Annotated in this window: 30 protein-coding genes; 19 read left to right on the forward strand and 11 right to left on the reverse strand. The window is 45.7% G+C overall.

Annotation, left to right across the window (positions count from 1 at the left end):
• Positions 1–41: 41 nt before the first annotated feature.
• The 4 genes from atpF (at position 42) to atpG (ending at position 3,849) form a co-directional block, all read left to right on the forward strand.
• The gene (gene atpF / locus E2R66_RS00870; RefSeq protein ID WP_133230441.1) at positions 42–533 is read left to right on the forward strand and encodes a F0F1 ATP synthase subunit B; all 492 of its coding nucleotides are present in this window, start codon (positions 42–44) and stop codon (positions 531–533) included.
• 75 nt (positions 534–608) lie between these two features.
• The gene (gene atpH, locus E2R66_RS00875; RefSeq protein ID WP_133230443.1) at positions 609–1,157 is read left to right on the forward strand and encodes an ATP synthase F1 subunit delta; all 549 of its coding nucleotides are present in this window, start codon (positions 609–611) and stop codon (positions 1,155–1,157) included.
• Between the two features lie 32 nt (positions 1,158–1,189).
• Entirely contained in the window at positions 1,190–2,764 is a 1,575-nt protein-coding gene (gene atpA / locus E2R66_RS00880) for a F0F1 ATP synthase subunit alpha (protein ID WP_133230445.1), read from the forward strand.
• A 188-nt stretch (positions 2,765–2,952) separates the two neighbouring features.
• Positions 2,953–3,849 carry an ATP synthase F1 subunit gamma gene (atpG, locus tag E2R66_RS00885; protein ID WP_133230447.1) on the forward strand — a complete coding sequence of 299 codons (897 nt, stop codon included), beginning with the start codon at positions 2,953–2,955 and terminating at the stop codon, positions 3,847–3,849.
• Between the two features lie 86 nt (positions 3,850–3,935).
• Here atpG and E2R66_RS00890 read toward each other — a convergent pair whose 3' ends face one another.
• The 3 genes from E2R66_RS00890 to E2R66_RS00900 form a co-directional block, all read right to left on the reverse strand.
• Positions 3,936–4,412, reverse strand: a complete 477-nt coding sequence (locus E2R66_RS00890) for a DUF3368 domain-containing protein (protein WP_133230449.1) — start codon at positions 4,410–4,412, stop codon at positions 3,936–3,938.
• The gene (locus E2R66_RS00895; RefSeq protein WP_133230451.1) at positions 4,390–4,620 is read right to left on the reverse strand and encodes a UPF0175 family protein; all 231 of its coding nucleotides are present in this window, start codon (positions 4,618–4,620) and stop codon (positions 4,390–4,392) included. The genes E2R66_RS00890 and E2R66_RS00895 overlap by 23 nt, the downstream gene beginning before the upstream one ends.
• A gap of 75 nt (positions 4,621–4,695) precedes the next feature.
• A complete protein-coding gene (locus E2R66_RS00900) occupies positions 4,696–5,367 on the reverse strand; it encodes a basic secretory family protein (RefSeq protein ID WP_240049199.1) in 672 nt (223 codons plus the stop codon).
• A 210-nt stretch (positions 5,368–5,577) separates the two neighbouring features.
• Between E2R66_RS00900 and ftcD the strand changes: the two genes are divergently transcribed.
• Positions 5,578–6,642 carry a glutamate formimidoyltransferase gene (gene ftcD, locus E2R66_RS00905; protein WP_133230455.1) on the forward strand — a complete coding sequence of 355 codons (1,065 nt, stop codon included), beginning with the start codon at positions 5,578–5,580 and terminating at the stop codon, positions 6,640–6,642.
• Positions 6,643–6,789: 147 nt separating this feature from the next.
• Here ftcD and E2R66_RS00910 read toward each other — a convergent pair whose 3' ends face one another.
• Positions 6,790–8,709, reverse strand: a complete 1,920-nt coding sequence (locus E2R66_RS00910) for a glucosamine-6-phosphate deaminase (protein ID WP_134737896.1) — start codon at positions 8,707–8,709, stop codon at positions 6,790–6,792.
• Between the two features lie 291 nt (positions 8,710–9,000).
• Between E2R66_RS00910 and E2R66_RS00915 the strand changes: the two genes are divergently transcribed.
• Complete coding sequence (locus E2R66_RS00915) at positions 9,001–9,231, forward strand: hypothetical protein (protein ID WP_133229766.1); 231 nt, start codon at positions 9,001–9,003, stop codon at positions 9,229–9,231.
• Positions 9,232–9,348: 117 nt separating this feature from the next.
• On the opposite strand, the gene E2R66_RS00920 is transcribed toward E2R66_RS00915, so the two are convergent.
• Positions 9,349–10,680 carry an APC family permease gene (locus E2R66_RS00920; protein ID WP_133229764.1) on the reverse strand — a complete coding sequence of 444 codons (1,332 nt, stop codon included), beginning with the start codon at positions 10,678–10,680 and terminating at the stop codon, positions 9,349–9,351.
• A 112-nt stretch (positions 10,681–10,792) separates the two neighbouring features.
• On the opposite strand from E2R66_RS00920, the gene E2R66_RS00925 reads away from it, so the two are divergent.
• The 3 genes from E2R66_RS00925 to E2R66_RS00935 all read left to right on the forward strand — a co-directional run bounded on the left by E2R66_RS00925 (position 10,793) and on the right by E2R66_RS00935 (position 14,116).
• Positions 10,793–11,461: a hypothetical protein gene (locus E2R66_RS00925; RefSeq protein ID WP_133229762.1), complete on the forward strand. Its 669-nt coding sequence runs from the start codon at positions 10,793–10,795 to the stop codon at positions 11,459–11,461.
• Between the two features lie 332 nt (positions 11,462–11,793).
• The gene (locus tag E2R66_RS00930) at positions 11,794–13,686 is read left to right on the forward strand and encodes a DNA topoisomerase IV subunit B (RefSeq protein WP_133229760.1); all 1,893 of its coding nucleotides are present in this window, start codon (positions 11,794–11,796) and stop codon (positions 13,684–13,686) included.
• A 10-nt stretch (positions 13,687–13,696) separates the two neighbouring features.
• Positions 13,697–14,116: an SMI1/KNR4 family protein gene (locus E2R66_RS00935; RefSeq protein WP_133229758.1), complete on the forward strand. Its 420-nt coding sequence runs from the start codon at positions 13,697–13,699 to the stop codon at positions 14,114–14,116.
• A gap of 62 nt (positions 14,117–14,178) precedes the next feature.
• Here the strand turns inward: E2R66_RS00935 and E2R66_RS00940 are convergent, their stop codons facing one another.
• A complete protein-coding gene (locus E2R66_RS00940) occupies positions 14,179–14,625 on the reverse strand; it encodes a DUF4019 domain-containing protein (RefSeq protein ID WP_133229756.1) in 447 nt (148 codons plus the stop codon).
• A 95-nt stretch (positions 14,626–14,720) separates the two neighbouring features.
• Between E2R66_RS00940 and E2R66_RS00945 the strand changes: the two genes are divergently transcribed.
• Complete coding sequence (locus E2R66_RS00945; protein ID WP_133229754.1) at positions 14,721–15,215, forward strand: cytidine deaminase; 495 nt, start codon at positions 14,721–14,723, stop codon at positions 15,213–15,215.
• On the forward strand, positions 15,212–15,868 hold the full coding sequence (locus E2R66_RS00950) for a GDSL-type esterase/lipase family protein (RefSeq protein ID WP_133229752.1): 657 nt from the start codon (positions 15,212–15,214) through the stop codon (positions 15,866–15,868). Before E2R66_RS00945 ends, E2R66_RS00950 begins: the two co-directional genes overlap by 4 nt.
• A gap of 60 nt (positions 15,869–15,928) precedes the next feature.
• Here the strand turns inward: E2R66_RS00950 and E2R66_RS00955 are convergent, their stop codons facing one another.
• Entirely contained in the window at positions 15,929–16,357 is a 429-nt protein-coding gene (locus tag E2R66_RS00955; protein WP_133229750.1) for a nuclear transport factor 2 family protein, read from the reverse strand.
• A 133-nt stretch (positions 16,358–16,490) separates the two neighbouring features.
• Here E2R66_RS00955 and E2R66_RS00960 point away from each other — a divergent pair, with 133 nt between their 5' ends.
• Complete coding sequence (locus E2R66_RS00960; RefSeq protein WP_133229748.1) at positions 16,491–17,006, forward strand: YdeI/OmpD-associated family protein; 516 nt, start codon at positions 16,491–16,493, stop codon at positions 17,004–17,006.
• 4 nt (positions 17,007–17,010) lie between these two features.
• Here E2R66_RS00960 and E2R66_RS00965 read toward each other — a convergent pair whose 3' ends face one another.
• Positions 17,011–17,430, reverse strand: a complete 420-nt coding sequence (locus tag E2R66_RS00965) for a type II toxin-antitoxin system VapC family toxin (RefSeq protein ID WP_133229746.1) — start codon at positions 17,428–17,430, stop codon at positions 17,011–17,013.
• Positions 17,420–17,656: a DUF6364 family protein gene (locus tag E2R66_RS00970; protein ID WP_133229744.1), complete on the reverse strand. Its 237-nt coding sequence runs from the start codon at positions 17,654–17,656 to the stop codon at positions 17,420–17,422. The genes E2R66_RS00965 and E2R66_RS00970 overlap by 11 nt, the downstream gene beginning before the upstream one ends.
• A gap of 160 nt (positions 17,657–17,816) precedes the next feature.
• Between E2R66_RS00970 and E2R66_RS00975 the strand changes: the two genes are divergently transcribed.
• From E2R66_RS00975 to E2R66_RS00985, 3 genes are all read left to right on the forward strand, one after another.
• The gene (locus E2R66_RS00975) at positions 17,817–18,194 is read left to right on the forward strand and encodes a transmembrane 220 family protein (RefSeq protein WP_133229742.1); all 378 of its coding nucleotides are present in this window, start codon (positions 17,817–17,819) and stop codon (positions 18,192–18,194) included.
• 115 nt (positions 18,195–18,309) lie between these two features.
• Positions 18,310–20,013, forward strand: a complete 1,704-nt coding sequence (recN, locus tag E2R66_RS00980) for a DNA repair protein RecN (RefSeq protein ID WP_133229740.1) — start codon at positions 18,310–18,312, stop codon at positions 20,011–20,013.
• Positions 20,014–20,459: 446 nt separating this feature from the next.
• Positions 20,460–21,272, forward strand: a complete 813-nt coding sequence (locus E2R66_RS00985) for an enoyl-ACP reductase FabI (protein ID WP_133229738.1) — start codon at positions 20,460–20,462, stop codon at positions 21,270–21,272.
• A 184-nt stretch (positions 21,273–21,456) separates the two neighbouring features.
• On the opposite strand, the gene E2R66_RS00990 is transcribed toward E2R66_RS00985, so the two are convergent.
• The gene (locus tag E2R66_RS00990; RefSeq protein ID WP_133229736.1) at positions 21,457–21,858 is read right to left on the reverse strand and encodes a hypothetical protein; all 402 of its coding nucleotides are present in this window, start codon (positions 21,856–21,858) and stop codon (positions 21,457–21,459) included.
• A 92-nt stretch (positions 21,859–21,950) separates the two neighbouring features.
• On the opposite strand from E2R66_RS00990, the gene E2R66_RS00995 reads away from it, so the two are divergent.
• From E2R66_RS00995 to E2R66_RS01010, 4 genes are all read left to right on the forward strand, one after another.
• A complete protein-coding gene (locus E2R66_RS00995) occupies positions 21,951–23,654 on the forward strand; it encodes a hypothetical protein (protein ID WP_133229734.1) in 1,704 nt (567 codons plus the stop codon).
• Positions 23,655–23,728: 74 nt separating this feature from the next.
• The gene (locus tag E2R66_RS01000; protein WP_133229732.1) at positions 23,729–24,298 is read left to right on the forward strand and encodes a Crp/Fnr family transcriptional regulator; all 570 of its coding nucleotides are present in this window, start codon (positions 23,729–23,731) and stop codon (positions 24,296–24,298) included.
• Positions 24,299–24,377: 79 nt separating this feature from the next.
• On the forward strand, positions 24,378–24,731 hold the full coding sequence (locus E2R66_RS01005) for a YciI family protein (protein WP_133229730.1): 354 nt from the start codon (positions 24,378–24,380) through the stop codon (positions 24,729–24,731).
• 8 nt (positions 24,732–24,739) lie between these two features.
• Positions 24,740–25,111 carry a DoxX family protein gene (locus tag E2R66_RS01010; protein ID WP_133229728.1) on the forward strand — a complete coding sequence of 124 codons (372 nt, stop codon included), beginning with the start codon at positions 24,740–24,742 and terminating at the stop codon, positions 25,109–25,111.
• Positions 25,112–25,184: 73 nt separating this feature from the next.
• Here E2R66_RS01010 and E2R66_RS28235 read toward each other — a convergent pair whose 3' ends face one another.
• A complete protein-coding gene (locus tag E2R66_RS28235) occupies positions 25,185–25,334 on the reverse strand; it encodes a hypothetical protein (protein ID WP_158288308.1) in 150 nt (49 codons plus the stop codon).
• Positions 25,335–25,372 lie beyond the last annotated feature (38 nt).

The following is a 25,372-nucleotide window of genomic DNA, read 5'->3' on the forward strand; positions in this document are numbered from 1 at the left end:
CGGTTATTTTAAAGAATTGACTTTTTAACTTTTATATAGAAATGGAATTAGTTACCCCAGAGATCGGCTTAGTATTTTGGACCTCGGTATCGTTTTTTATCCTGTTCATAATTCTTGCCAAATTTGCTTGGAAGCCTATTATGGGTGCCATAAGCGAGCGCGAGCGTTCAATTGAAGATGCATTGTTGAAAGCCGAAGCTGCTAAAGATGAAATGGCCCGTTTAACTAACGAGAACGATGCCCTTTTGAAACAAGCACGTGCCGAGCGCGACCTGATACTGAAAGAAGCTAAGGTATTGAAGGACCAGATTGTAGCGGACGCTAAAGACAATGCACAAAAAGAAGGTGCACGTATGATAGAACTTGCCCGCATAGAGATAAATAACCTTAAAGCTATTGCAATGGCCGATGTTAAAAATCAGGTTGCGAGCTTATCGCTCGAGATAGCCGAAAAGGTATTGCGCAAGCAGTTTGAAGATAGCAGCAAACAGGATGCATTAGTTGCCGATTTGCTTAAAGAAGTGAAATTGTAGTAGAGAGTAGAGAATGGTAAATAGAGGGTGGCTTTTAAAACCACTCACCACTCACCACCCACCATTAACTAAGATATGTCAGAAATAACCGTAGCATTAAGATACGCAAAAGCATTGATTGACCTTGCCCAGGAGCAAAACGCGCTTGAGGAGGTAAAGAATGATATGATCCTTTTTTATAAAACTGTGAAAGGAAGCCCGGAGCTGAATTCTGTTTTGGCTAACCCTATCATTTCACATTCGAAAAAGGTAAGTATCTTGGCAGAGATATTCGGCAAACGCATGAATAAAGTAAGCATTGCTTTGCTCAACATTATGGTGAATAAAGGTCGTGCTGCTGTGTTATATGGTACAGCTCAGGAATTTATTGGACTATATGATGTGAAAAATCACATTACTTATGCTAAAGTTGTTTCTGCAACGCCACTGTCTGAAGCTAACAAAACAGAATTGGCAAACCAAATACAGACTGCGATTGGTGGTACTATTAAGTTACATACCGAGGTTGATAAAGCACTGATAGGCGGCTTTGTACTAACCATAGGCGACAGGCGTGTTGATACCAGCGTATTAAGCAGCTTAAAGAAATTGAAGAAAGAATTTGCACAGGTTGCAGTAAATTAGAATAAATTAGAACTCTAAAATAAATTCAAAAAATGGTAGAGGTAAGACCAGACGAAGTATCGGCCATATTGCGCCAGCAGTTAGCAGGCTTTAAGTCAGAATCTGAATTAGAAGAAGTGGGTACCGTACTCCAGGTGGGTGACGGTATTGCACGTGTTTACGGACTAACTAAAGTACAATCAGGTGAGCTGGTTGAATTTGATAACGGTTTGCAAGGTATCGTTTTGAACCTTGAAGAAGATAACGTGGGTGTGGTATTGCTGGGAAGGTCTGACGATATCAAAGAAGGCGACAACGTAAAACGTACCAATCGTATTGCATCTATCAACGTAGGTGAAGGTATGCTTGGCCGTGTTGTTGATACTTTAGGTAACCCTATTGATGGTAAAGGCCCTATCCTTGGCGAAACGTACGAAATGCCTTTAGAGCGTAAAGCTCCTGGTGTTATCTATCGCCAGCCGGTAACCGAGCCTCTACAAACAGGTATCAAAGCTATCGATGCAATGATCCCTATTGGCCGTGGCCAGCGTGAGTTGGTTATTGGTGACCGCCAAACAGGTAAAACTGCGGTTTGCATCGATACCATCATCAACCAAAAAGAATTTTACGAGGCCGGTAAGCCGGTAACTTGTATATATGTAGCTTGCGGCCAAAAAGCCTCTACCGTTGCAAACATTGTACGCACGCTTGAAGAGAACGGTGCTATGCCTTACTCAATTGTTGTTGCTGCCAATGCTTCTGACTCTGCTACCATGCAATTCTTTGCGCCTTTTGCAGGTGCTGCAATTGGCGAGTACTTCCGCGATACAGGTCGCCCTGCTTTGATCATCTATGATGACCTTTCTAAGCAGGCTGTAGCTTACCGCGAAGTATCTTTATTGCTTCGTCGCCCACCGGGCCGTGAGGCTTATCCTGGTGACGTTTTTTACCTGCACAGCCGTTTATTAGAGCGTGCCGCAAAGGTAAATGCTAACGATAACATCGCGCAGCAAATGAACGATTTGCCGGAGTCTATCAAACACATCGTAAAAGGTGGTGGTTCATTAACTGCATTGCCAATTATCGAAACACAGGCAGGCGACGTATCAGCATATATCCCAACCAACGTAATCTCGATTACCGATGGCCAGATATTCCTGGAGTCGAACTTGTTCCTGGCAGGTATCCGTCCCGCAATTAACGTAGGTATTTCCGTATCTCGTGTGGGCGGTAACGCGCAGATCAAATCGATGAAGAAAGTTGCCGGTACGTTGAAACTTGACCAGGCACAATACCGCGAGTTAGAGGCTTTCTCTAAATTCGGTTCCGATCTGGATGCTTCTACCAAGAACGTAATTGACAAAGGTGCACGTAACGTAGAGATCTTAAAGCAGGCGCAGTACTCGCCGGTAACGGTTGAGAAACAGGTTGCTATTATCTACTTAGGTACTAAAAACCTGATGCGTAACGTACCGGTTAATAAAATCAAAGAATTCGAAAGCGAATACACCAGCCAGTTAGAGGCACGCCACCCGGAAGTGTTGGCCGCCCTTAAAGCAGGTAAATTCGACGACCAGTTGACCGGCGTACTGGAAACGGTAGCTAAAGAACTGGCAGGGAAATATTAATTTCAGATGTGCAGATTTCAGATGTGCAAATTATGTGCACATCTGAAATATACATCTGCATATTGATATACGTGTAGCATTGCAATCATTTGCACATCTGCATATCTGAAATTTGCACATTTAAATAATCGTGTAATGCTGCATTCATCTGCACATCTGCACATCTAAAATTTGCACATCTTAAAAGAATGGCTAATTTAAAAGAAGTAAGGAACAGGATATCATCAGTAAGCTCTACCCAGCAAATTACCAAAGCCATGAAAATGGTTTCGGCAGCAAAGCTGAAAAGAGCAACCAATGCTATCGTACAATTGCGCCCCTACGCTAATAAGTTGAAAGACTTGTTGGCAAATCTATCGGCTAGTTTAGAGGATGGCGCATCGCCATACCTGCAGGAACGTGAGCCGGTACGTGTATTGGTTGTGGTTGTATCATCAAACCGTGGTTTGGCTGGTGCGTTCAACACCAATGTGATCAAAACGGCCAATAACCTCATCGCAGAGAAATACAGCGAACAGCTTAAGGCGGGCAATGTATCTATCGTAGCCATCGGTAAAAAAAGCCAGGAATATTACCAGCGCCGTAAGTACAACGTTATTGGCAACAATAACGATCTGTACGTGGATCTGAACTTTATCAATGCATCGAAGATCACCGAATCGATAATGCAGGGCTTTGTAAATGGCGACTACGACCGCGTAGAATTGGTGTACAATCACTTCCGTAACGCAGCGGTACAATACCTGATTACTGAGCAATTGCTTCCTGTACCGAAATCTGAGGCTAAGCCAAAGGAACAGGTAAAAGGCAAGATTGAAGCACAAGTAGACTATATACTGGAACCTTCGCAGGAAGAGATAGTAGAGCAGTTGATACCAAAGAACATTAAAATACAGTTATACCGCGCAGTATTAGATTCAAATGCATCTGAACACGGCGCACGTATGACCGCAATGGATAAGGCAACAGAAAACGCCGGCGATTTGTTGAAAGCTCTTAAACTTTCATACAACCAGGCCCGCCAGGCAGCCATCACCACTGAGCTTACCGAAATCGTAAGCGGTGCAGCTGCACTAGGTGGTTGATAAGTTCGACAAGATCACCATGGCATAAACAAGAGAGGCTTTCCATTTGGAAAGCCTCTCTTGTTAGGAGATTTGCCATCTTCATGCTATTCTCCCGCGTATCGTAAAATAGATTCAATTAGCGCTTTTGTGGTTCTGAAATTTGTTTTTTCTACTTTTTCAAGTACAGGTTTCAGTACTGCTATCAATCCCGCTTGTTTAGCTTTTAACAAAATGCCTAAAGTTCCTATAATATTTAACCCAAGCTTTGCAGCCAATTTGCGCGCCTGCATATCATCGATTATCACATAGTCGTTTGTTATTTCTTGTGCGAGAGCTAGCGCGCTGGCTTCTCCGGCATCAACAATATCTGCAAATTGACTTTGCAGTTTTTTATTAAAAACAGTTATTACTAGCATCCAATGAGGTGCAGCGCTTCCGTACTCTGAAATTATTTCGGGTGTCGTAATTACTTTTGAAAATAATATGGGAAGTAAATCAAGATGACCAATCTTATCGAGTAGAATTAGACAACTGGCATCCGTAATAACTAAAGCAGCCCTAGCGGATACTATTGGCTTCATTGATTACATCTTCAGCGGTGTACTGGAAGTATGGAACATCGAATTGAGCAAGCACCTCCGGAAAATCCCACTTTCTCATACCGCACATTTCTGCTGCCTGGCCTAATGATAATTTACCAGCCTCATATAATTTTGCCGCCAAAAAACGGACGGTTTCGTCATGCTCTTTTTCGAGAACATCCGGAACCTGAAGTGTCATTGTGGTCATAAACAAAAATTAAGCATGATAAAGATACAAAATAATTTTTAGGGCAAGCTACACGGCTAATGAAAAGCTCCCCCTTTAGGGGGCTGGGGGGCTCGCCACTGCGTATTCCTTCCACAACTCATCAACACTTTTCCCGGTAACATCCTTCCAGGTATTATCATTATAAGTATGCTTGCGCATAATGCCATCTAACTTTTTCACACTGCCTTTTTTAACATAGGTTTCTACCCAAAGCAAAAAGCGGGCAGTTACACGGTAGGCGTTATCATAGTTTTGTGTGGCTTTATAGGCAGGTAGGCGCCAGTTGGCCGCCTCGTTAGCTATGCCGTGCTCGTTGCGCACGTAGTCGGCAATGCCTTCGGTGAGCCAGCCTGGGCCGTTGCTATCGCCGTAATCTTGTACAATGTGCATCACCTCATGCGTAACTACATCAATGTCGCCGGGGTGGGCAGTCATGTAGGCCGAACTGAAAACGACCCGGCCGTTATCCGTAGCGGCCACGCCGTGGTAAGCGGTATCGATAAAAAATCGAACCTTCTTAAGACTTTTCTTGTTGTATTCTTTTACGATACCCGGATAAACGGTAAAGAAGGTGTTGATGAGTTTCTCTTTCAGGGCGTTATCGAAATGCGCGTCGTTACTTGATACGATGAGCGTATAACCGTTTTTTTTGATGATTTCATCGCCTGCAGCAAAGGCAGTTTGCCCAATAAGGCATATTAAAAAGATAAGGGCTATTTTTGTCATGATGCTAAAGTACATATTTGCAGATGACTAAAATTTGTTCAACATGAATTTTACAACACGGCTAATTTATCGCCCTTTAAGCGCTCTTTGAAGCACGTATATTCGCGATTAAATATCATATCGCTCATTTATAAAGGCGTTTTTGATGCGGTTGATTTGCTTAACAAATTTGCCGCTCAAACAAGCCGACACCAGTGAACTAGTGAACAAATGAACAAACTAATAGAATGCGTACCCAATTTTAGCGAAGGCGTTAACCTGGATATTATCAAACAAATTACGGACGAGATTATATCGGTCAATGGCGTTTTTTTATTGAATATTGACCCGGGCAAAGCTGCCAACCGCACCGTAGTAACCTTTGTGGGTGAACCATCGGCGGTGATACAGGCCGCGTTTTTGGCGATAAAAAAAGCGGGCGAACTAATTGACATGAGCAAGCAGAAAGGCGAGCACCCCAGGATGGGGGCCACTGATGTTTGTCCGCTGATACCAATCGCCAATATGACTATGGAAGAGACGATGCTATACGCCCGGCAGCTGGCTATACGCGTAGGTGAGGAGTTGGGTATCCCCGTTTACTTGTACGAGCATTCGCAGGCGGATCGAAGCCGGAGTAACCTTTCGGTAATCCGCGCCGGGGAGTATGAGGGTTTTTTTACAAAGATGAAACAGCCTCAATGGAAGCCTGATTATGGCCCGGCAGAGAACGATGTAAAGCGTGGTGCCACCGTAATAGGTGCCCGCGATTTGTTGATAGCCTACAACGTAAACCTGGATACCGATAGCGTAAGTGTTGCCAATGCTATTGCTTTTGATGTGCGTGAGTCTGGCCGGGTAATGCGCAGTGGCGACCCGGTAGCTGGCAAGGTGATAACCGATGAAGATGGCAAGCCCAAGAGGCTGACAGGCACCCTAAAGAGTGTAAAAGCGATAGGCTGGTACATCAAGGAATATGGTATGGCACAGGTATCTATGAACCTTACCCAAATAGCGGTTGCGCCTATACACCTGGCTTTTATTGAAGTTTGCAGCAAAGCCGCTGCGTACGGTACACGTGTAACCGGCAGCGAGTTGATAGGGTTGATACCCCTAAAGGCGATGCTTGATGCCGGTAAGTATTTTGCAGAAGAGGAGGAGTTTGCGCAGGAGCCTGGCGAGCCGGAGCTGGTTGAACTAGCCATCAAAAAGATGGGGCTAGATCAACTTGCCCCTTTTAACCCCAGGGAACGAATTATCGAATACCTTTTGGAGGATGCAGGAGCAAGTGGTTAAGGCGTTAGTAATCTGCACTTTAATACAGGTAATGGTTGAACTGTTGATTTTTGTAAGAGGTATGTATTAGAAGAGAACAGCAAAATCTGGAGAAAAACACAAAAAGGCGCAAATCGCGCCTTTTTGTGTTTTTAAATTATACGCTGCTTAGTAATGATACCTCACAAAGGCCTCCATGGCCGCATATTCGGCCATGCCGAGTTTGTCGTAGTTTACGGCAGTCTCGCGGTTGCGGTCCTCGGCGCGCACCCAAAACTCGCGGGCATCGTCGCCGGGGAACACGGGGCGGTCTTTTTGGCTTTGATGCTTGAAGATGGCATCGCGCTTGCGCAAAACCTCGGCAGGGGAAAGCGGCACCGCCATTTCTATTTCGTGGGTAGCGAACTCGTGCCATGCCCCGCGGTACAGCCACATCCAGCAATCTTGCACCCAATCCTCGGTTTCTTTTAAGCGTTGCAGGGCAGCCAGGATGACGTTGAAGCATACGATATGCGTACCATTCGGGTCTGCAAAGTCACCTGCCGCGAATACCTGGTGCGGCTTTACCTTGCGGAGAAGCTCCATAGTTAACAAAATATCCTCTTCGCCTACAGCGTTCTTCTTGGTTTTGCCTGTTTCGTAAAAAGGCAGGGCCTGGAAATGGATGTTGCTATCGGGCACGCCCGCGAACCTTGCGCCCGCTATGGCCTCCGTTTTACGGATGAAACCTTTTACGTTGCGTATTTCCTGGGTATCAATCTGGTTAGGCAATTTGTTCTCGATGAAGTGGCGCATCTCCCCATACAATTTCTTCAGTTCCGATGCATCCTCGCCCACGCTTTCTTTGAAGTCGATGGCGAACTCGACATACCTTAGCACATCATCATCCCAAACGGCGGTATTGCCCGATGTTTGGTAAGCTACATGCACATCATGCCCCTGGTCTACCAGGCGGATAAAAGTACCGCCCATGCTAATCACATCATCATCAGGGTGGGGGGAGAACACAATAGAGCGCTTGCGAGCCGGCTCGGCACGCTCAGGGCGCTGGCTATCGTCGGCACCCGGCTTACCGCCCGGCCAGCCGGTGATGGTATGTTGTATCTGGTTGAAGATATCGATATTGATGTCGTACACCGGCCCTTGCTCTACGGCTAATTGCGCCATGCCATGGTTGTTGTAATCTTCTTCGGTCAGTTTCAGTATCGGCTTGCCTACGGCACAGGATAACCAGATCACTGCTTTCTTCTTCAGGTTATTGTCCCAAACACAATCTTTTACCAGCCATGGGGTGTCGAAGCGGGTAAGACCCGATGCTGCGCCTTCGTCAAGCACGAACTCCACATGGTCGGACAACTGCAGGAAGGTAGCAGGCACGTCTCCTGATATCTCGCCCTCTACGGCTTTGCGTATGATGGATGCTTTCTTAGCGCTCCAGGCCATCAGGATGATCTCGCGGGCCTTGAAGATGGTACCAACCCCCATAGTGATGGCTTTGGTGGGCACATTCTGCTTGCCACCGAAATCACGGGAAGCATCGCGGCGGGTCAAATCATCAAGCGTAACCAAACGTGTACCCGAGTTAGGGGCGGAACCCGGCTCGTTGAAACCGATGTGGCCGGTACGGCCAATACCCAGTAATTGCAAATCCAAGCCGCCGAGTTCCGACAGCTGGCGTTCGTAATCCAAACAGAAAGCAGCAACATCTTCCTGTTCCAGGGTACCATCGGGGATATGTACCAGGTTTTTGTCGATATCGATATGGTCGAAGAGGTTCTCGTTCATGAAAGTGACGTAGCTCTGGGCAGCATCAGGCTTCATGGGGTAGTACTCATCCAGGTTGAAGGTGATGACATCCTTGAAAGATAGCCCTTCTTCCTTGTGCAGGCGGATAAGCTCGGCATAAACGCCAATAGGCGTAACGCCGGTGGCTAAACCTAAAACGGTTTGCTGGCCCAAAGCCTGTTTGCCGCGAATCAAAGCCGCTATGCGTGCCGCTACCGCCAGCGATGCCGCTTTCTGGTCGGCGTAAACGCTAACCGGCAGCTTCTCATAACGTGTCTCTTCCAGTAAATTTAATCTTGCCATAAAAATTCAGATATATTTTGCTTGTGTTTAACATTCAAAAAATTGGCAAAAAAAAATCCCCACCGAAGCGGGGATTTACCAACCAATTTAACTATAAAATTTAATTCCCTTAACGAGGAAAAGAAGTACGCGATATTTAATGATATCAAATTCATCATCCATGCAAACTTACTAAAGTTGATCTGAAAAAACAAAATACTTCTTAAAATAATTTAAGAAGATTTAATTTTTACTTTGCCATCAATTCAAACCATTTTTTAATTACTTATCTTCATAATTTATATTATAGCGATGGTTAAAACGAGCATCACCCCACAGCAAACAGATATCAGTATATCTGTGCCTGAAAAGTATGTTGGCAAAAAGTTAGAAGTGCTGGTATACGCCGTTGATGAGTTGATTGATGAAGAGCCAAAGAAACGCGGAATGGCGGATTTTTGGGGAATCATTAGCGATGAAACAGCTAACGAGTTACATAAGCAAGTAGAAAAATGCCGTAACGAATGGGACAGAGATATTTAATTGATACGAATGTATTGATTGATTTTTTAATGGACGGTTGCCGGAAGATGTTTAAAGTCTATTGTTTTCTATTGAACCTGTCATTTCGGGCTTAGCGATAGCAAACCCTTATGCACTTTAAGCCGCTTCCCGCTTGTTCCTAACGCTCAAATAGTAAATCCCAAATCCCAGCGCATAAGCCGCCAGGCAAAACAGCGCGGCGTAAGGGCTCTCTTTAAAGGAGATGAAGATGTTAAGGATAACAAAGCAGTAAGATATAATAAAAACGACCGGCACCAGTGGAAACCATTTAATGGTATAAATGCCGGTGATATCCAGGTCGCGGGTTTTCTTTCGCAGGATAAAAATGGATAGCGCTGCCGCTGTTACGCCAATGATCTCGAAGAACATTACATAGTTCAGCATCTCGCTAAATGAGCTCACAAAAAATAGGATCACCAAAATGGCCGCAACAAAAAAGCTCATGCCAAATTCCTGTACCTGTGTTTTGGGGTTGATTTTTTTAAATATTGCCGGTAAAATGCCGTCTTCGGCCATGGCATAATAAACACGGGGGCTGGAGAGTATATTTACGTTTACATAAGCCACTACTGATACGAAAGTAAGTATTGAGGTTACCTTAGCACCAGTAGCACCAAAAATAACGGACGACATGGCCGCAGCCAGCGTGTGGGTATGCTGTAAACCGCCTAACCCTAGTACCGAAAAATATGCATAGTTGATAGCTAGGTATAAAGCAATAACGATACCTATCCCGATGAAAATAGCCCGGGGGATGTTCTTTTTTGCGTTGATGATATCGCCACCAAAATTAATGGTTTGCGCATAGCCCGTATAGGTAAAGAATACAGGAACGAGGCTGAGTCCGAATGCGGTGATCAAGCTACCTTGATGAGGAGTTGCTACCCATTCTGAAGGAATATAATCGTGCCGGAATATGGCGGTACACAGCAGCAAAATCATCCCAACCTTAAAAATAGCAAGTACGTTTTGCGCACGGGCACTCATTTTAATCCCCAAAAAGTTGATGACATATAACAGCAGCACCATGGCAATAGTGGTAATTTTTGTGCCGGTGCTGTTTTGCAGGCTTTGTGGCAATAACAAGGGGCTGATGTATTCTGAACCCAATAGTGCCACCGCCGCAACGGATGCCGCGTTGCTGATAACCAGCACCCAGTTGATCATGAAAGCGAATGCGGGATGATAACAATATGAAAAAACTTTATAAAATCCACCTGTGGTGGGGTAGCGGGCACCAATTTCGGCAAAGGTAAGGGCGCCGCAAAGGGTAACCAGGCCGCCAAAAATCCAGGCGGCAAAAAAGACTGGGGTATTGCCCGCTCTTGTCGCCACATCGCTGGGCGTGCCGAAAATACCCATGCCTATTACCAGGCTTATCACAATCATGGTGAGATCGAAACGGCTCAATTTGGGCTTTATGCTCATTTAGCTAATCGTTTATTTTTTAAATTTATATTATAGGTAAATTGTAAATACTGCTTAAATTCGATTAAATTCGTTTGTTGATTTTTAGTGTTACCTGCTTGATTAAACTATTTTGAGGCAAATTAAACAAATATTGCTTACCGGCATCTTGTTGTTTTGCGTTGCGCCCGCAATTGCACAGGGTAAAAAGCACCTAATAGGCAAGAAAAAAACTGCTGTTGCCCAAAAGCTGGAATACGATAGCCCGCAATTAAAGAATTTTAAGGAGATAGCCAGGCGCGCCAACGCTGTGTTCACCTTCCCGAAGGGCTTCAGGGAGATACCCGCACCCGATGATGAAGATTTCTCCTACGATTATGCCATGGAATTGCCCGGCAAGGAGTTCGAGATATGGTTCCGGGTAAAATCGCAAAAAGAAAACTATGCATCCTATCTGCGCAATATAGGCAGCAAAGAAAGCGGGCAAGACAACCCCGATTCCTTATACCAGGGCATGGGCACTGCAGAGGCCATGGGCTTTACCGGCGATAAAAGCGGTTACTTTCAGCGAAGCATCCCGCCCTCGTATTTAGCACGCTATCACGCGGATGCCGGCCGCAGCTACCTGCTCAACCTGCAGAATATGGCCGTTACCAAACATTATAAGTACGGTTTGCTTATTACCCTGCAGAAGGCCCATACAGGCACCATTATAGCCGTTTGTTTTACCAATGATAAAGGCCCGGAGTTTTTCAAGAACATCGATAGGGCCAGCAACTGCATCAAGTTCAACCTCAAGTAGGGGAGAGGAATTACAGCAGGCTTTAGTGTTTGAAACATGCCGCAAACGTCCGCGACGCGAGTTGATGCACCTGACTGCCGACAGGCAGGCCCGGTCTTTGCTCCGCTCGACCATCCTCCCTGCTCCGCAAAGATGGTAGCTTCAATATTTTTTTCTTTACCCTCTTTAACGGAGTTAGAGAGGGTTGAATAGCGAAGCGCATTCGGGCTGAGTCAATCTGCGAGCGATAGTAATACGAATGTTGATAAGTTAGCGCATTTTCATACGGATTTAAATGCGGGACGTTTATTTTTGCAATCGGTGCTGCTACGCGCCGGTTTTTAAGGAGATTTATGGCAGAGAGTAATTATAATGACGACAGTATCCGGTCGCTCGACTGGAAAGAACATATACGCTTACGCCCCGGTATGTACATCGGTAAGCTGGGCGACGGCTCGGCGTACGACGATGGCGTGTACGTATTGCTGAAAGAAATCGTAGATAACTCGATAGATGAGTTCGTGATGGGCTCGGGCAGAACCATCGAGATAAACATGGGCGAGCATAAGGTCTCCGTGCGCGATTTTGGTCGTGGTATCCCCCTGGGCAAGGTTATCGATTGCGTATCCAAGATAAACACCGGCGGTAAGTACGATAGCAAAGCCTTCCAAAAATCGGTAGGCTTGAACGGCGTAGGTACCAAAGCCGTTAACGCGCTTTCTAACTTCTTTACCGTACAAAGCTACCGAGATGGGCGCACCAAGATTGCCGAGTTTGAGAAAGGCGAGCTTACGCGCGACGAACCTGAAAAAGAGACATCGCAGCGCAACGGCACGGCCATCAACTTCATACCCGATGATACCATCTTCCGCCACTATCGCTTCATCCCAGAATTCGTGGAGAATATGATATGGAATTATGTGTTCCTGAACTCGGGGCTTACCATCAATTTCAACGGTAAAAAATACCTTTCGGAGCGCGGCTTGTACGATTTGCTGGTGCGCAACGCTGATGCCGAGAACCTGCGTTACCCCATCATTCACCTGAAGGGGCACGACATTGAAATAGCCATGACGCACGGCCAATCTTATGGCGAAGAATACTACTCTTTCGTAAACGGGCAGAACACCACGCAGGGCGGTACCCACCAGGCTGCCTTCCGCGAGGCGGTGGTAAAAACCGTTCGTGAACATTACGATAAGGACTACGATGCCGCAGATATACGCGCATCCATTGTTGCCGCCATTGCCATCAAAGTGCAGGAGCCGGTTTTCGAATCGCAAACCAAAACCAAGCTTGGCTCGCAGAATGTGGGGCCGGATGGGCCATCGGTACGTACGTTTATTGGCGATTTTGTAAAACGCGAACTGGACAACTACCTGCACAAGAACCAGGCTACTGCCGATGCTTTGAAGGCAAGGATACTGCAATCTGAACGTGAGCGCAAGGACATAGCCGGTATCAAGAAACTGGCTAACGACCGCGCCAAGAAAGCATCATTGCACAACCGTAAGCTGCGCGATTGCAAACTGCACTTCGACGATAACCACGAGCGGAAGCAGGATACCACCTTGTTCATCACGGAGGGCGATTCGGCCAGCGGGAGTATCACCAAATCGCGCGATGTGCAAACCCAGGCGGTGTTCAGCTTAAAGGGTAAGCCGTTGAACTGTTTCGGCTTGACAAAAAAGGTGGTTTACGAGAACGAGGAATTTAACCTGCTGCAGCACGCGCTGAATATTGAGGACGGCATAGATAACTTGCGCTACAACAATATCGTGATCGCAACCGATGCCGATGTGGACGGGATGCACATCCGCCTGCTGCTGATGACTTTCTTTTTGCAGTTCTTCCCCGATTTGGTGAAGGCAGGCCACGTATCTATCCTGCAAACGCCGCTGTTCCGCGTGCGCAATAAAAAGGAGACTATCTACTGCTACAGCGATGAAGAACGCCGCAACGCCATAGCCAAACTGGGCAATAAGCCCGAGATAACCCGATTCAAAGGTTTGGGTGAGATATCGCCCGATGAGTTCGGCTTGTTCATCGGCAAAGATATCCGGTTGGATCCGGTGTTCCTGAAGGATGCCAACATCAAGGCCCTGCTGGAATACTTTATGGGCAAGAACACCCCGGCCCGGCAAATGCACATCGTAAACAACCTGCGGGTAGAAAAAGACGACGAAAGCGTAAATCCACTGATAGCCGAGCATCTGGATAGCAGCGAATTACCGGTAGCGAGTTAGAAAGTTTGATATGACGGAACTGAATGCCCTTTTTGCCAGGTATAATTTTGAAAAAAGGATTACGCCTGCTGAAAATATTCAGTTAATACAAAGGGAAATTGGATTTCCACTGCCTGCGGACTACCTGTATTATGTTTTGAATTATAAAAGGTTTGAGGGTTTTATCGGATTAGAATATGTAGTTCTTTGGGATGTTGCCGAGTTGCTGCAACTAAACAAAGATTATGAAATTTTATCCTCGTTCTCCGAAACGATAGCCATTGGTAGCAACGGCAGTGGAGAATTTATTGGCATTGAATTCAATAATCAGCAGTACAGAATCGTTATTTCCCCATTTATCGGTTTAGATAGTGCGGACCATATTCATATTGGTGATTCCTTTTCGGATACGCTTTGCCGATTAGAAAAGGGTAAGGCGTGGTTTGAATAATATATTTTTCTTCCTTTAGATTCGCAGGTGAAGCCTGGCAATGGCAGGTGCCTCGTTTTTTTTTATTTAAAGAAGCCTTCTGAATTAATATTAAAAGCAATAATTTTTATTTTGCCGTCGGCTTCTCGGGTTAGGCTTAGCGTTTCCTTGGCGTCGTATTTTTCATATTTATTCAGGTAATACAAAATATATTCCGCCGAAGGGTTCGTGCCTTCTACTCTCCTCGTTTCCCAATGGTCTAATTTAATATCTACCAATGCACCAAGTTTATTATTGGTTGCTGTGAATATTTCTTTGGCTTTTTCTTTCGAGGTAACCGTCCAAAACTTGTCGCTGAACAATGGGAACGATTCATCGTATTTTTTTGCTTTAAGCAGCTCGAAATATTGCTTGGTTATTTTTTCTGCAGCGGTTTTGTCTTCTTCCCGGTTTACATAGGTGCCATTAAACTGGCAGGAAAATAGCAACAGTGCGATAGCGGCAATTGCGAATGGTTTGAGGTTTTTCATATCAGATTTAAATATATTACTATTTCGGACAATAATTTGAACCTTAGTTTTTTTTCTTATCTTGTATCCCCCTCTTTTTCAGATGGGCTACCAAGATGACAAAACACGAAATAAAAATCTCATTTAAAGAATACGATACGGTTGAGGAGTTGAACGCCGAAGACCATAACCTGTGCCAGGAGGCTGTAAAAGCGCTGGCCTCTTCACATTCGCCTTATTCCAAATTCAGGGTAGGCGCGGCGCTGCTGTTAAAAAGCGGAAAGGTGATCCATGCCAGCAATCAGGAGAACGTGGCCTATCCAAGCGGCCTGTGCGCCGAGCGTGTGGCCCTGTTCCATTGGGGTACCAGCCACGCTGATGACCCCATTGTTGCTATGGCCGTAACCGCTAAAACCGACGATTTCGAACTTTTAAAACCTGTAACCTCCTGTGGGGCCTGCCTGCAGGTAATGGCCGAATGCGAAAAACGGCAAAACAGCCCTTTTAAAATGTTGTTGTATTGCATAGGCGGCCCGGTTTGGGCCATAGATGGCGTACATAGCCTGATGCCCTTCATGTTTTTCGAGGATAGATTATCGCAAGCAGTATGAAAATCAAGATCATAATACTTTTTATTTTAGCCGCTACCGGCATTGCCCGGGCGCAAACAGGTTTCCCTTTCGATAACGAGATACGAGAATTCAGGCATCAGGACAGCCTCAAGTTCCCGCCGAAGGGGGGCATCCTGTTCATCGGCAGTTCGTCTATCCGTAAATGGACCGATCTGGAGCAGCGCTTTAGCGATAAACCCATCATCCGGCGCGGGGTGGGCGGGTGCACGTTGGAGCAGCTGGTGGCTTATTATACGCCTTATATATTGCTTCCTTATCAGCCAAAGAAGATTTTCGTGTATGCTGGAGAGAATGATATTGCGGCAGGCAAATCGGGTGCTTTCGTGGCGGATGAGTTTACCAAACTTTGGGCCATCATCAGCAGTAAACTGCCCAAGGCCGAGGTTTATTTTATGGCTATTAAACCCAGCCCAAGTCGCGCCAAATATCTAAACGAGGTAAATATTGCCAACGCACAGATAAAGACGTTTTTGGCCGGTAAAAGGAAAGGTCATTATATCGACGTGGCATCGGTAGTATTGAAGCCCGCCACCATGCAGCCCGATTCGAGCCTGTTTGAGAGCGACTTGCTGCACCTCAACAAAACCGGTTACGATAAATGGCAGGCTGTTTTGCAACCTTTTGTAAAATAAGAAAGCCTCTCCGAATCTTCGGGGAGGCCTCACACTTAAACACTAAACTAAACTAATAAATTATTTAAAAACGCTGTACACGTTGGTAATCTTCCAGCCATCGCCGGTGTTTGCCACGGTTACATAATTGCTGCGGGTAAAGCCGTCGAATTTCATATCTACCTTTACCAATTTCACATCGGCATTGCTTTCCACAATTTCGGTGCTGGTGGTGCAGGCCTGCTCTACGTTTTTATCGCCTTTGAAAAATTCCATCATTTGCTTTTTATCAAAGCTTAATACTTTTTTGCCGCGCAGCATGCTAAACTTTACCGACTGATCCAACACGTCGTTCAGCCCATTTAGTTTGCCGCGGGTAATGGCGTCAACATAGGTATTTATGGCGTGGTTTGCGGTAAGGCTTTCGTTGTCGTTGGTTGGTTTTGCGTTAACGGCTCCGCATATCAATAAAAGGGCTAAGCCGAGTACGATTGATTTTAAGTTTTTCATGATTTTCAATTTATGTGGTTGATTTTATACTCATAAGATGCTATCGGCAATCGAAGTGTTACACCCATAAGTGTTAAATTATTTGATTTAACAAACATTTAACAATTGCCGACGGCATGCCCTATATTTGGCTATGGTTGATTTTGATACGCTCATCCTGCAGTTTGGTGAATACGGTGATAAAACCGGTTGGACCTATATTGTCATCCCTGCCGACAGTGCCTTGCTATTAAAACCTAATGATAAACGCTCGTTTAGGGTACGCGGATTCTTGGATGAATTGGCCATTGCAGGCAAATCATTATTGCCGCATGGCGATGGTACTTTTATATTGCCGCTTAACGAGGGAATGCGTAAGGGCATCCGCAAAAGCAAGGGTGCAATGCTGCGCGTGCGCCTGGAATTTGACGCTGATTTTAAGCGGGAAGTTCCCGAGGATTTGCAGGAATGTTTCGACTTTGAGCCGGAGGCTGCGGACTATTTCAACAGCATCACCAAATCGCACCAGGGGTATTTTATTAAATGGATAAACGATGCCAAAACGGAGGAAACACGTGCCAACAGGATAGCCAGCACCGTTAATGCCGCCTTGCGGAGGATGGATTATGGGATGATGTTACGGGAGAAGAAGAAGTTGAGAGAGGGGTAAATCGCTAAAGGCTTCTATTAATAAATTCTTGCGGCGTGTAAACCTGCAACGTAGGGATGCCATCTTTTTTTAATTGCTTATCCCTGGAAATAAAGTAATCTAATTTGTGATGTATAGCGGTGTAATATTGTAGTGCATCTTCAATATCATCTATTTTAGAGTGTACCGCAATCAAAGCAACCTCATGTGTTATATCAATAACCTTTACATTCGTTAATAGATTTAACAACAACGTTTTGGTTTTTTCTATTCCGTAGGCTTTTGCTATCCAGTACCCGATAATGTGTAGTACCGACGAAGTTATAAACCCTTCAACATAGCCATCCTGAACCATTTCTATAATTGCCTTTGCATCTTCCTGATGCTCTCGTTTCAAGATATAATCAAGCAAAACATTCGCATCTAAAAAAATTTTATAAGCCATGTTTTTTGTCTTGATAATAAAGTTCCTTTAAATCAGCTTTTGGGTCGATGTTGTGTGGCCCAAGCTCTTCAACCAGGTCCATAAAGGTTACCTGTTTTGCAGGTTTGGTGATGATTTTAAAGTAAGTTTCTACCAAATCAGAAACGCTCGTTTGCTGTTTACGGGCATATTGCTTGATGTTTTGCAACAAGCTTTCTTCGATAGTAAGATTTAATCTGCTTTTCATAAAAGCAAATATACGCATAATTTTAAATCATGCGCGCTCGGGAAAATCGCAAAAAAGGAAACTTTGTATAGTTTGCAAATTTTACTGAAAATAAGCTTCAATTTCCGAAATTTATCGCCACCGAATTAACGTAAACTTGAATTAAGCCCTTCAAAACAACATGAAAATCTTCAACTTGGTATTCGTTTTTATATTCATCGTTTTTGCAGCCCTGCAGTATAACGACCCCGACCCTTACATCTGGGCGCCTATTTACCTGTACAGTGCCGCCATTTGCTACCTGGCATCGCAAAAGAAATTCTACCCTAAGGCGTATCTGGCCGGTTTGATTGTGTACGGAGCTTATGCAGCGTACTTGTTTTTTGATAAAACCGGCGTTATTGATTGGGTTACCGAGCATAACCACGAAAGCATGGTGCAAACCATGAAAGCCGAAAAACCATGGATAGAAGAAAGTCGTGAGTTCTTCGGCCTGGTGATTTTGATTGTGGTAATAGGCTTTAACTGGGCGTATATGAAACGGCTGGCAAAGAAATAAGTATTAGGCTGGTAAAAATCTGACCATATTGCTATTTTTTTTAGTAATTTTCATGTAAGCATGCCTAGCTAAGTATCTTTTCGTAATTTAGTGCGTCCAAAAAAAGGTATTTTTTATGCTTCAAAAGCTAACCATACAAAACTACGCGCTGATTGATAACCTCGAGATTAAGTTCGATAAGGGCCTCAATATCCTTACGGGCGAAACCGGGGCGGGTAAATCCATTATCCTGGGTGCCTTGTCGCTTTTACTGGGGCAACGTGCCGAGAGTCGTTATTTTTTTAACCAGCAAAAAAAATGTGTGATAGAAGGTTCGTTTAAAATAACGGGCTTCCACCTCAACTCCTTTTTTGAAGATAACGACCTCGACCATGAGGACGATACCGTTTTGCGCCGCGAGATATCGAGTGATGGCAAATCGCGGGCATTCATCAACGATACACCGGTTAACCTTACCTTGCTGAAGCAATTCGGCGAAAAGCTCATCGATATCCATTCGCAACATGCCACGCAGGAGATAAACGACCCTGATTTTCAGTTGCTGGTGGTTGATGGCGTGGCCGGCCACCACGAGTTGCTGGCCGCTTACCAAACCAAATACAAAGCCTACCGCAAATCACTCTCGGCCCTGCAGCAACTGATAGAGCAAAGCGATAAAGCCAAAGCCGACCTGGATTATTACCAGTTCCAGTTTGATGAGCTGGAAAAAGCAGGCATAGCTGCCGATGAACAGGAGGGCCTGGAGAAAGAACTTTACGCGCTTAACAACGCCGAGGAAATAAAACGCAACCTGCTGGGCGCACACTACCTCATGCACGAGGGCGAAACCTCGGCGATTATCCAACTGCGCGAAGCCGGGCAGCAATTGTCTATCGTTGAAAAATACGATAACGAGGTGGAAGAACTGCACCAGCGGCTGAATAGCACGCTGATAGAATTGAAGGATATAGCCGCCGAGATAGAAATTATTGAGCAGCGCACCATCACCAATGATGCCCGTGCCGAAGAAGTAAACACCCGCCTCAGTTTGCTATACAACCTGCAGAAAAAGCATCGCGTTAATAGCAACGAGGAATTACTCGCTATTCAGGCAGACCTGTCAGAAAAAATTGCGCAGGCTGTTTTTGGCGACGAGGCCATAGATAAGCTGCAAAAGCAAATAGCTTCGGCACAAAAAGAACTGGAAAAGCTGGCTGCCCAACTATCAGTCAACCGCAAAAAGGCCATCCCGGTTATCATCCAAAAGGTGCTGGCCAACCTTACCGAAATGGGTATGAACAATTCTGTATTGGAAATTGAGCAGGGGCAGGCCGCCCAGCCTCCTAAAGGGGGAGCAGGTGGAGTAGTGCTTGGGCCTAATGGTATCGACGTTATCCGCTTCCTGTTTTCGGCGAACAAGGGCCATGCTTTGGCGGATATGAGCAAGGTGGCTTCGGGCGGCGAGTTAAGCAGGTTGATGCTCAGCATCAAATCGATCATTGCAGAATATACCGCATTGCCTACCATCATATTCGATGAGATTGATACCGGGGTAAGCGGCGAAGTGGCCAATAAAGTAGGGCAGGTAATGGAGCGCCTGGCGCAAAATCTGCAGGTAATTACCATAACCCACTTGCCGCAAATAGCAGGCAAAGGCAAAAGCCATTACTTTGTTTATAAAGACGATACAGACGTAGCTACCAAAACCCGCATCAAAAAACTAAGCGACGACGAGCGTGTGCTGGAGATTGCCAAAATGCTCAGCGGCGATAGGCCTGGTGAGAGCGCATTGCAGAATGCAAGGGAACTTTTAGGGGTGAAAATCGGGCTGTTTGGGTAGGGGTTTCTTTTTTTTGAACCTTGATTCAATGATTTTAGGAATCCCTGATTTTTGAGGAGGATAAGAATCAAGAAATCTTTTAATCCTATAAATCAGGGTTCAGACAATCAACGGAATCACTTAATCAATAAAATCAACGGTTCAGAACTGCGATGGGGATAGCAGCGGATACCGGCCTGTGGATAAGGCCTGTGCAGTATGAGCGGATAGCCCGGGCCGAAGGCATCGCAATTGTCATTTTCTGAACTCGAATTTCAAGGAATTAAAACAATTTTTCAGAATATTAAAACAACGTTCGATAGAGACGGTTCCTTCCAACCTTCCAACCTTCCAACCTTCCAACCTTCCAACCTTCCAACCTTCCAGCTTTTTTAACCTCTCCAACTTCTAATAACCTTTTCCAACAAAAAAACATAACTTTGCCACATTATAAAAACCAACGAACAATGGCTTACAATTTATTAAAAGGTAAAAAGGGGATTATTTTTGGTGCGCTTAACGAGCAGTCGATAGCCTGGAAAGTGGCTCAGCGCTGCGTGGCCGAAGGTGCCGAAATAGTTTTAACCAACTCGCCGCTGGCACTGCGCATGGGCGAACTGAATAAACTTGCAGAGGAATGTAATGCCCCTGTTATACCTGCTGATGTTACCAGCAACGAAGATGTTACCAACCTGATTACCAAAAGTATGGAGCATTTTGGCGGCGGTGTTGATTTTATACTGCACTCGATTGGCATGAGCGTAAACGTGCGCAAGAACATTCACTATACCGAAAACAACTACGAATTTACCCACAAGGGTTTTGATATATCGGCACTTAGCTTTCACCGGGTAATGCAGATAGCTATGAAGCTTGATGCTGTTAACGAGTGGGGTTCTATATTGGCCTTAACATATATAGCGGCGCAGCGCGTATTCCCTGATTATAACGACATGGCCGATAACAAGGCTTACCTGGAAAGCATTGCCCGCAATTTTGGCTACCAGTATGGTGTAAAAAAACACGTACGTGTGAATACCATTTCGCAGTCGCCAACCCGCACTACAGCCGGTAACGGTGTTAAAGGTTTTGATGGCTTCGTAAACTACGCTGAAAAGATGAGTCCGCTGGGCAATGCCGATGCTGACCAATGCGCAGATTACGTAGTAACCCTGTTTAGCGACCTTACCCGTATGGTTACTATGCAGAACCTGTTCCACGATGGTGGTTTCTCTTTCACCGGCGTAACACAGTCTGTGATAGAGCAGATGGAGAAATAAGCCCCACCCAAACCCTCCCTGAAAGGGAGGGCTTAAAGAATAAGCGGCTTTTAAAAGTCTCCCCTACCGGGGGAGATTAGAGGGGGCTGGCTCACAAAAAAGGCACCCAATCGGTGCCTTTTTCATTTTGAAAATTATTGAACGTATATATAGAAGCCTCCATAGCTAGGAGGCTGGTGGAGCCTCATGGGTTCGAATCAACCAATACGATTTTTACGTTGCCACTGCCGGGATTTGGAGTGGTTAGGTTGCCGCTATAAGCCTGGGCGTAAATGGTAAGCAAACCGCGCTCGTGGATGTAGCTATAACTTACGCCATTGAATACCTCGGGTATCTGCTCATAAACACCATTGGTGAACGATAGGTAAACCAGTACGCCGGCATTATCGTTGGCGTAACTGTCAAGTTCGGGTACGCTGATAGATTGTTTCCAGGTTTTGCCGTTATCGAGGGTTATCCAGTTATTGGTGCTTACGCTTGTTTGGATGGTTAGGTTGTTGTTTGGTGCAACAACGGTTTCTTTTTGGCAGGATGATGCCGTCAATACAACGATTGCCAGGCATACGATAGATAGAATTCGTTTCATATATTATTGTGGTGTTTATATCAGTAGGAATATTTTTAGGGCCGAAGGTTTAACAGGGGTTGTATTTATTATATTTGGTAAAACCTCCCATCATGAAAAAGCTGCTTTATTTGTTAATTTTCTTCGCCGTTTCAGCCCATGCCCAAACCTTCAGGGTTACTATAGATCCTTCTTTGAAAGAGGCGGTGCTTGATGGTCGTTTGTTGTTGCTGCTATCTAACAATAACAATGCCGAGCCCCGTTTCCAGGTAGCCGATAACGCGCAAACCCAGCAGGTTTTTGGTGTAGATGTGGAGAATTGGCAGCCGGGCACCAGCCAACTGGTAGATGTACAGGCCTTTGGCTACCCGGTAGAGCGTTTAAAAAATATGCCCGCCGGCGATTATTATGTACAGGTATTGCTGCACAAATACGAAACCTTTCACCTTAAAACAGGCCAAACGGTAAAGCTGCCGATGGATAGGGGCGAGGGCCAGCACTGGAATATTGCGCCCGGCAACATTTATTCGCAGCCGGTAAAGTTCCATATCAACCCGATGGCTAATCATGAAATTGCGCTCACTATCGATAAGATCATCCCGCCCATTGCGCAACCCGCCGATACCAAATACATCAAACACATCCGCATACAAAGCAAGCTGCTTACGGAATTTTGGGGTAGGCCGATGTACATCGGTGCCAATATTTTACTGCCTGGTGGTTTCGACGAGCACCCGAAGGTGAAATACCCGCTGGCTATTTTCCACGGGCATTTTCCGGCCGATTTCGAGGGTTTCCGAACCGAGGTGCCAGATGCTAACCTAAAGCCCGATACTTCCGCCCGTTTCCATATCACCGGCTATAACCGTATAGAGCAGCAGGAGGCCTACGATTTTTACAGGCAGTGGACGGGCGCTAAGTTTCCGCGGGTACTGGCGGTAGAGATACAGCACGCCAATCCATACTACGACGATTCGTACGCCGTAAACTCGGCAAATCTGGGCCCTTATGGCGATGCGATAACCTATGAATTGATACCCGAGATAGAGAAACGTTTCAGAGGTATTGGCAAGGGCTGGGCCAGGTTTGTTTACGGCGGCTCTACAGGCGGTTGGGAAGCGCTGGCCGTGCAGGTTCTTTACCCGGATGAATACAACGGCAGCTACGCAGCCTGCCCCGACCCGGTGGACTTTCACCATTACACCACCATGAACATCTACGAGGATAAGAATGCGTATTTCCCCACCAGCGATTTTAAGAAAACGCCGCGCCCCGGCATGCGCGATTATTTGGGGCACGTATCTGCTACGCTGCAGGAGATAAACCAGCGCGAACTTGCCCTGGGTACCCGTAGCCGCAGCGGCGACCAGTTCGACATTTGGGAAGCTGTGTTCTCGCCCATGGATAAGGATGGTTACCCCAAACGCATCTACGATAAGTACACCGGCACAATAGATACCACGGTAGCGGCTTACTGGCGGGAGAATTTCGACCTTACCCACATCATCAAGCGCGACTGGCCCAAAATAGGCAACAAGCTAAAAGGGAAGATACAAATCTACGTAGGCGATATGGATAGTTATTACCTCAACAACGCTGTTTACACCGCTGAAGACATGCTGAAGAAGCTAAGCAACCCCGATTGTGGCTGCCAGGTAGATTACGGCGACCGCGCCGAACACTGCTGGAACGGCGACCATACCCAACCTAATTATATCAGCCGCCTGCGCTATCATCAAATGTTTATCAAAAAATGGGTAAGCGAAATTGCCACGCGCGCACCCAAAGGCGCAGATTTGAAGAGCTGGCGGTATTGATTTGTATGATGATGAGCCGCTGGTGGATAAGAAAAAACATGTTAGATAATTAGACTGAAAACACCTAAAAATGCATGATTCATCTTTTACGGCAACATATACAAAACCGGCTCGGCGATGATGTTGAGGGCCTGGATAAGGTACTGGCTACTTTTGAAGAGCGCCACTTTAAGCGCGGCGAACTGGTTTTGAAGCAAGGAGATTGCTGCACCTATGTGTATTACATCGCCACCGGCTGCTTGCAGGTTTTTATTTATGATGCTGATATCAACGAAAACACGCGGGACATCGTTACCGAAGATAATTGGTGTGCCGACCTCACCAGCTTTGGCAGCGGCCAGCCTTCTGCCGAGAACATCAAAGCGGTTGAACCTTGTGTGCTTTTAGCCGTAAGTCGCCCCAATTTTCAGCAGTTGATGCAAACCGTGCCGCAGTTTGATAAAGTGTACAGGCAAATACTCGAGGCCTCTTATGCCAATTCTGTTTACCGCATCAATACCTTCGTATCGCTTTCGGCGCTTGATAGGATCAAGTGGCTGATGGATTACCGCCCTAAACTAATGAGCCGCCTTTCAAACAAACTCATCGCATCTTACCTGGGTATTTCTCAGGAAACCTTTAGCCGCCTTAAAGCAAAAATTTAAAAACGTTGACTTTTGTCAACGCCCTTTGCGCATTGCTTTGATGAATTTTAGGGTGTTAAAAAAACTAAAATTGATCATCATGAAAGAGTATCTTTTATTATTCAGGAACAGTGCGGGCGACGAGGGTTACCTGACCACCACGGAGGACATGGCCGCCGATATGCCGCTATGGCAAGCATGGATAGGCGGCATTGCCATGCAGGGCAAGCTCATTTCTACAGCACCGGTAGAATTTGCAGGGAATTTGGTGTTCAGGTATGGTGCGGAGAACGCAGCGCATAAAGAGGCAGATAATGTAATGGTTAGCGGTTACCTTATTTGCAAGGCCGAAGGCCTTGAGGAAGTGCAGGAATGGAGCAAAACCTGCCCCATACTAAAATACCCTAACAGCAGCGTAGAAATCAGGCCATTGGTTCCATTCCCCATAAATTAAGAAGAACCATGACAGACCAACTTACAAAAATAGGGACATGGCTTTTCCCGCTATCTTTCCTGCTATACGTGGAGCTTCATTTTGGTAATGCAGACATGGGCGCAGCTTTTGTGCCGGCCTGGATACCTTTCCCGTTATTTTGGGATTATTTTACGGGGGTATGCATACTTGCATTTATTATTAGCTGCCTTATTGGCAAGTATGATAAGCTGGCCACATTATTAATGGCGCTTTACGTTTTCCTGATGATATTTTTGGTGCACATCCCCCGTGCTGCCGATAAGAATGATATGCTGAATATCTTCCGGAACATAATGATCGTAGGTGCGCTGCTGGTGTATGCCCGCTTTGCCGCTAAAGACAAACGGATAGTAAATTGATGCTGCCGGGTAGTGCTTATCTTTCGGCAAAAGGCCGGGCGGAATGCGCCCGGCCTTTTGCTTAGCATTGCCATCAATGTTTTTGCGGTGCAGATGCAGGTTTGCTAAGGGCCAGGTTAACAGCTACAAATATTATGGAGGCGAACAATATGAAAGGCAATACTACGTCGAGGCGATTATCCATCCCCCATAATAAACCGGTGTTGAAAATAAAGCCAGCCATAATACCTGTTTGCAACTTGAGTTTAGGGGGTAATTTTT

The organism is Mucilaginibacter psychrotolerans (assembly GCF_004519315.1).
In the GTDB taxonomy this organism is placed as follows: Bacteria; Bacteroidota; Bacteroidia; order Sphingobacteriales; family Sphingobacteriaceae; genus Mucilaginibacter; species Mucilaginibacter psychrotolerans.

Excerpts from the sequence above, each read along its gene's own strand:
- atpF (WP_133230441.1), top strand. The coding sequence starts at position 42 with ATGGAATTAGTTACCCCAGAGATCGGCTTAGTATTTTGGACCTCGGTA.
- atpH (WP_133230443.1), top strand. The coding sequence starts at position 609 with ATGTCAGAAATAACCGTAGCATTAAGATACGCAAAAGCATTGATTGAC.
- atpA (WP_133230445.1), top strand. The coding sequence starts at position 1,190 with ATGGTAGAGGTAAGACCAGACGAAGTATCGGCCATATTGCGCCAGCAG.
- atpG (WP_133230447.1), top strand. The coding sequence starts at position 2,953 with ATGGCTAATTTAAAAGAAGTAAGGAACAGGATATCATCAGTAAGCTCT.
- E2R66_RS00890 (WP_133230449.1), bottom strand. The coding sequence starts at position 4,412 with ATGAAGCCAATAGTATCCGCTAGGGCTGCTTTAGTTATTACGGATGCC.
- E2R66_RS00895 (WP_133230451.1), bottom strand. The coding sequence starts at position 4,620 with ATGACCACAATGACACTTCAGGTTCCGGATGTTCTCGAAAAAGAGCAT.
- E2R66_RS00900 (WP_240049199.1), bottom strand. The coding sequence starts at position 5,367 with ATGACAAAAATAGCCCTTATCTTTTTAATATGCCTTATTGGGCAAACT.
- ftcD (WP_133230455.1), top strand. The coding sequence starts at position 5,578 with ATGAACAAACTAATAGAATGCGTACCCAATTTTAGCGAAGGCGTTAAC.
- E2R66_RS00910 (WP_134737896.1), bottom strand. The coding sequence starts at position 8,709 with ATGGCAAGATTAAATTTACTGGAAGAGACACGTTATGAGAAGCTGCCG.
- E2R66_RS00915 (WP_133229766.1), top strand. The coding sequence starts at position 9,001 with ATGGTTAAAACGAGCATCACCCCACAGCAAACAGATATCAGTATATCT.
- E2R66_RS00920 (WP_133229764.1), bottom strand. The coding sequence starts at position 10,680 with ATGAGCATAAAGCCCAAATTGAGCCGTTTCGATCTCACCATGATTGTG.
- E2R66_RS00930 (WP_133229760.1), top strand. The coding sequence starts at position 11,794 with ATGGCAGAGAGTAATTATAATGACGACAGTATCCGGTCGCTCGACTGG.
- E2R66_RS00935 (WP_133229758.1), top strand. The coding sequence starts at position 13,697 with ATGACGGAACTGAATGCCCTTTTTGCCAGGTATAATTTTGAAAAAAGG.
- E2R66_RS00940 (WP_133229756.1), bottom strand. The coding sequence starts at position 14,625 with ATGAAAAACCTCAAACCATTCGCAATTGCCGCTATCGCACTGTTGCTA.
- E2R66_RS00945 (WP_133229754.1), top strand. The coding sequence starts at position 14,721 with ATGACAAAACACGAAATAAAAATCTCATTTAAAGAATACGATACGGTT.
- E2R66_RS00950 (WP_133229752.1), top strand. The coding sequence starts at position 15,212 with ATGAAAATCAAGATCATAATACTTTTTATTTTAGCCGCTACCGGCATT.
- E2R66_RS00955 (WP_133229750.1), bottom strand. The coding sequence starts at position 16,357 with ATGAAAAACTTAAAATCAATCGTACTCGGCTTAGCCCTTTTATTGATA.
- E2R66_RS00960 (WP_133229748.1), top strand. The coding sequence starts at position 16,491 with ATGGTTGATTTTGATACGCTCATCCTGCAGTTTGGTGAATACGGTGAT.
- E2R66_RS00965 (WP_133229746.1), bottom strand. The coding sequence starts at position 17,430 with ATGGCTTATAAAATTTTTTTAGATGCGAATGTTTTGCTTGATTATATC.
- E2R66_RS00970 (WP_133229744.1), bottom strand. The coding sequence starts at position 17,656 with ATGAAAAGCAGATTAAATCTTACTATCGAAGAAAGCTTGTTGCAAAAC.
- E2R66_RS00975 (WP_133229742.1), top strand. The coding sequence starts at position 17,817 with ATGAAAATCTTCAACTTGGTATTCGTTTTTATATTCATCGTTTTTGCA.
- recN (WP_133229740.1), top strand. The coding sequence starts at position 18,310 with ATGCTTCAAAAGCTAACCATACAAAACTACGCGCTGATTGATAACCTC.
- E2R66_RS00985 (WP_133229738.1), top strand. The coding sequence starts at position 20,460 with ATGGCTTACAATTTATTAAAAGGTAAAAAGGGGATTATTTTTGGTGCG.
- E2R66_RS00990 (WP_133229736.1), bottom strand. The coding sequence starts at position 21,858 with ATGAAACGAATTCTATCTATCGTATGCCTGGCAATCGTTGTATTGACG.
- E2R66_RS00995 (WP_133229734.1), top strand. The coding sequence starts at position 21,951 with ATGAAAAAGCTGCTTTATTTGTTAATTTTCTTCGCCGTTTCAGCCCAT.
- E2R66_RS01000 (WP_133229732.1), top strand. The coding sequence starts at position 23,729 with ATGATTCATCTTTTACGGCAACATATACAAAACCGGCTCGGCGATGAT.
- E2R66_RS01005 (WP_133229730.1), top strand. The coding sequence starts at position 24,378 with ATGAAAGAGTATCTTTTATTATTCAGGAACAGTGCGGGCGACGAGGGT.
- E2R66_RS01010 (WP_133229728.1), top strand. The coding sequence starts at position 24,740 with ATGACAGACCAACTTACAAAAATAGGGACATGGCTTTTCCCGCTATCT.
- E2R66_RS28235 (WP_158288308.1), bottom strand. The coding sequence starts at position 25,334 with ATGGCTGGCTTTATTTTCAACACCGGTTTATTATGGGGGATGGATAAT.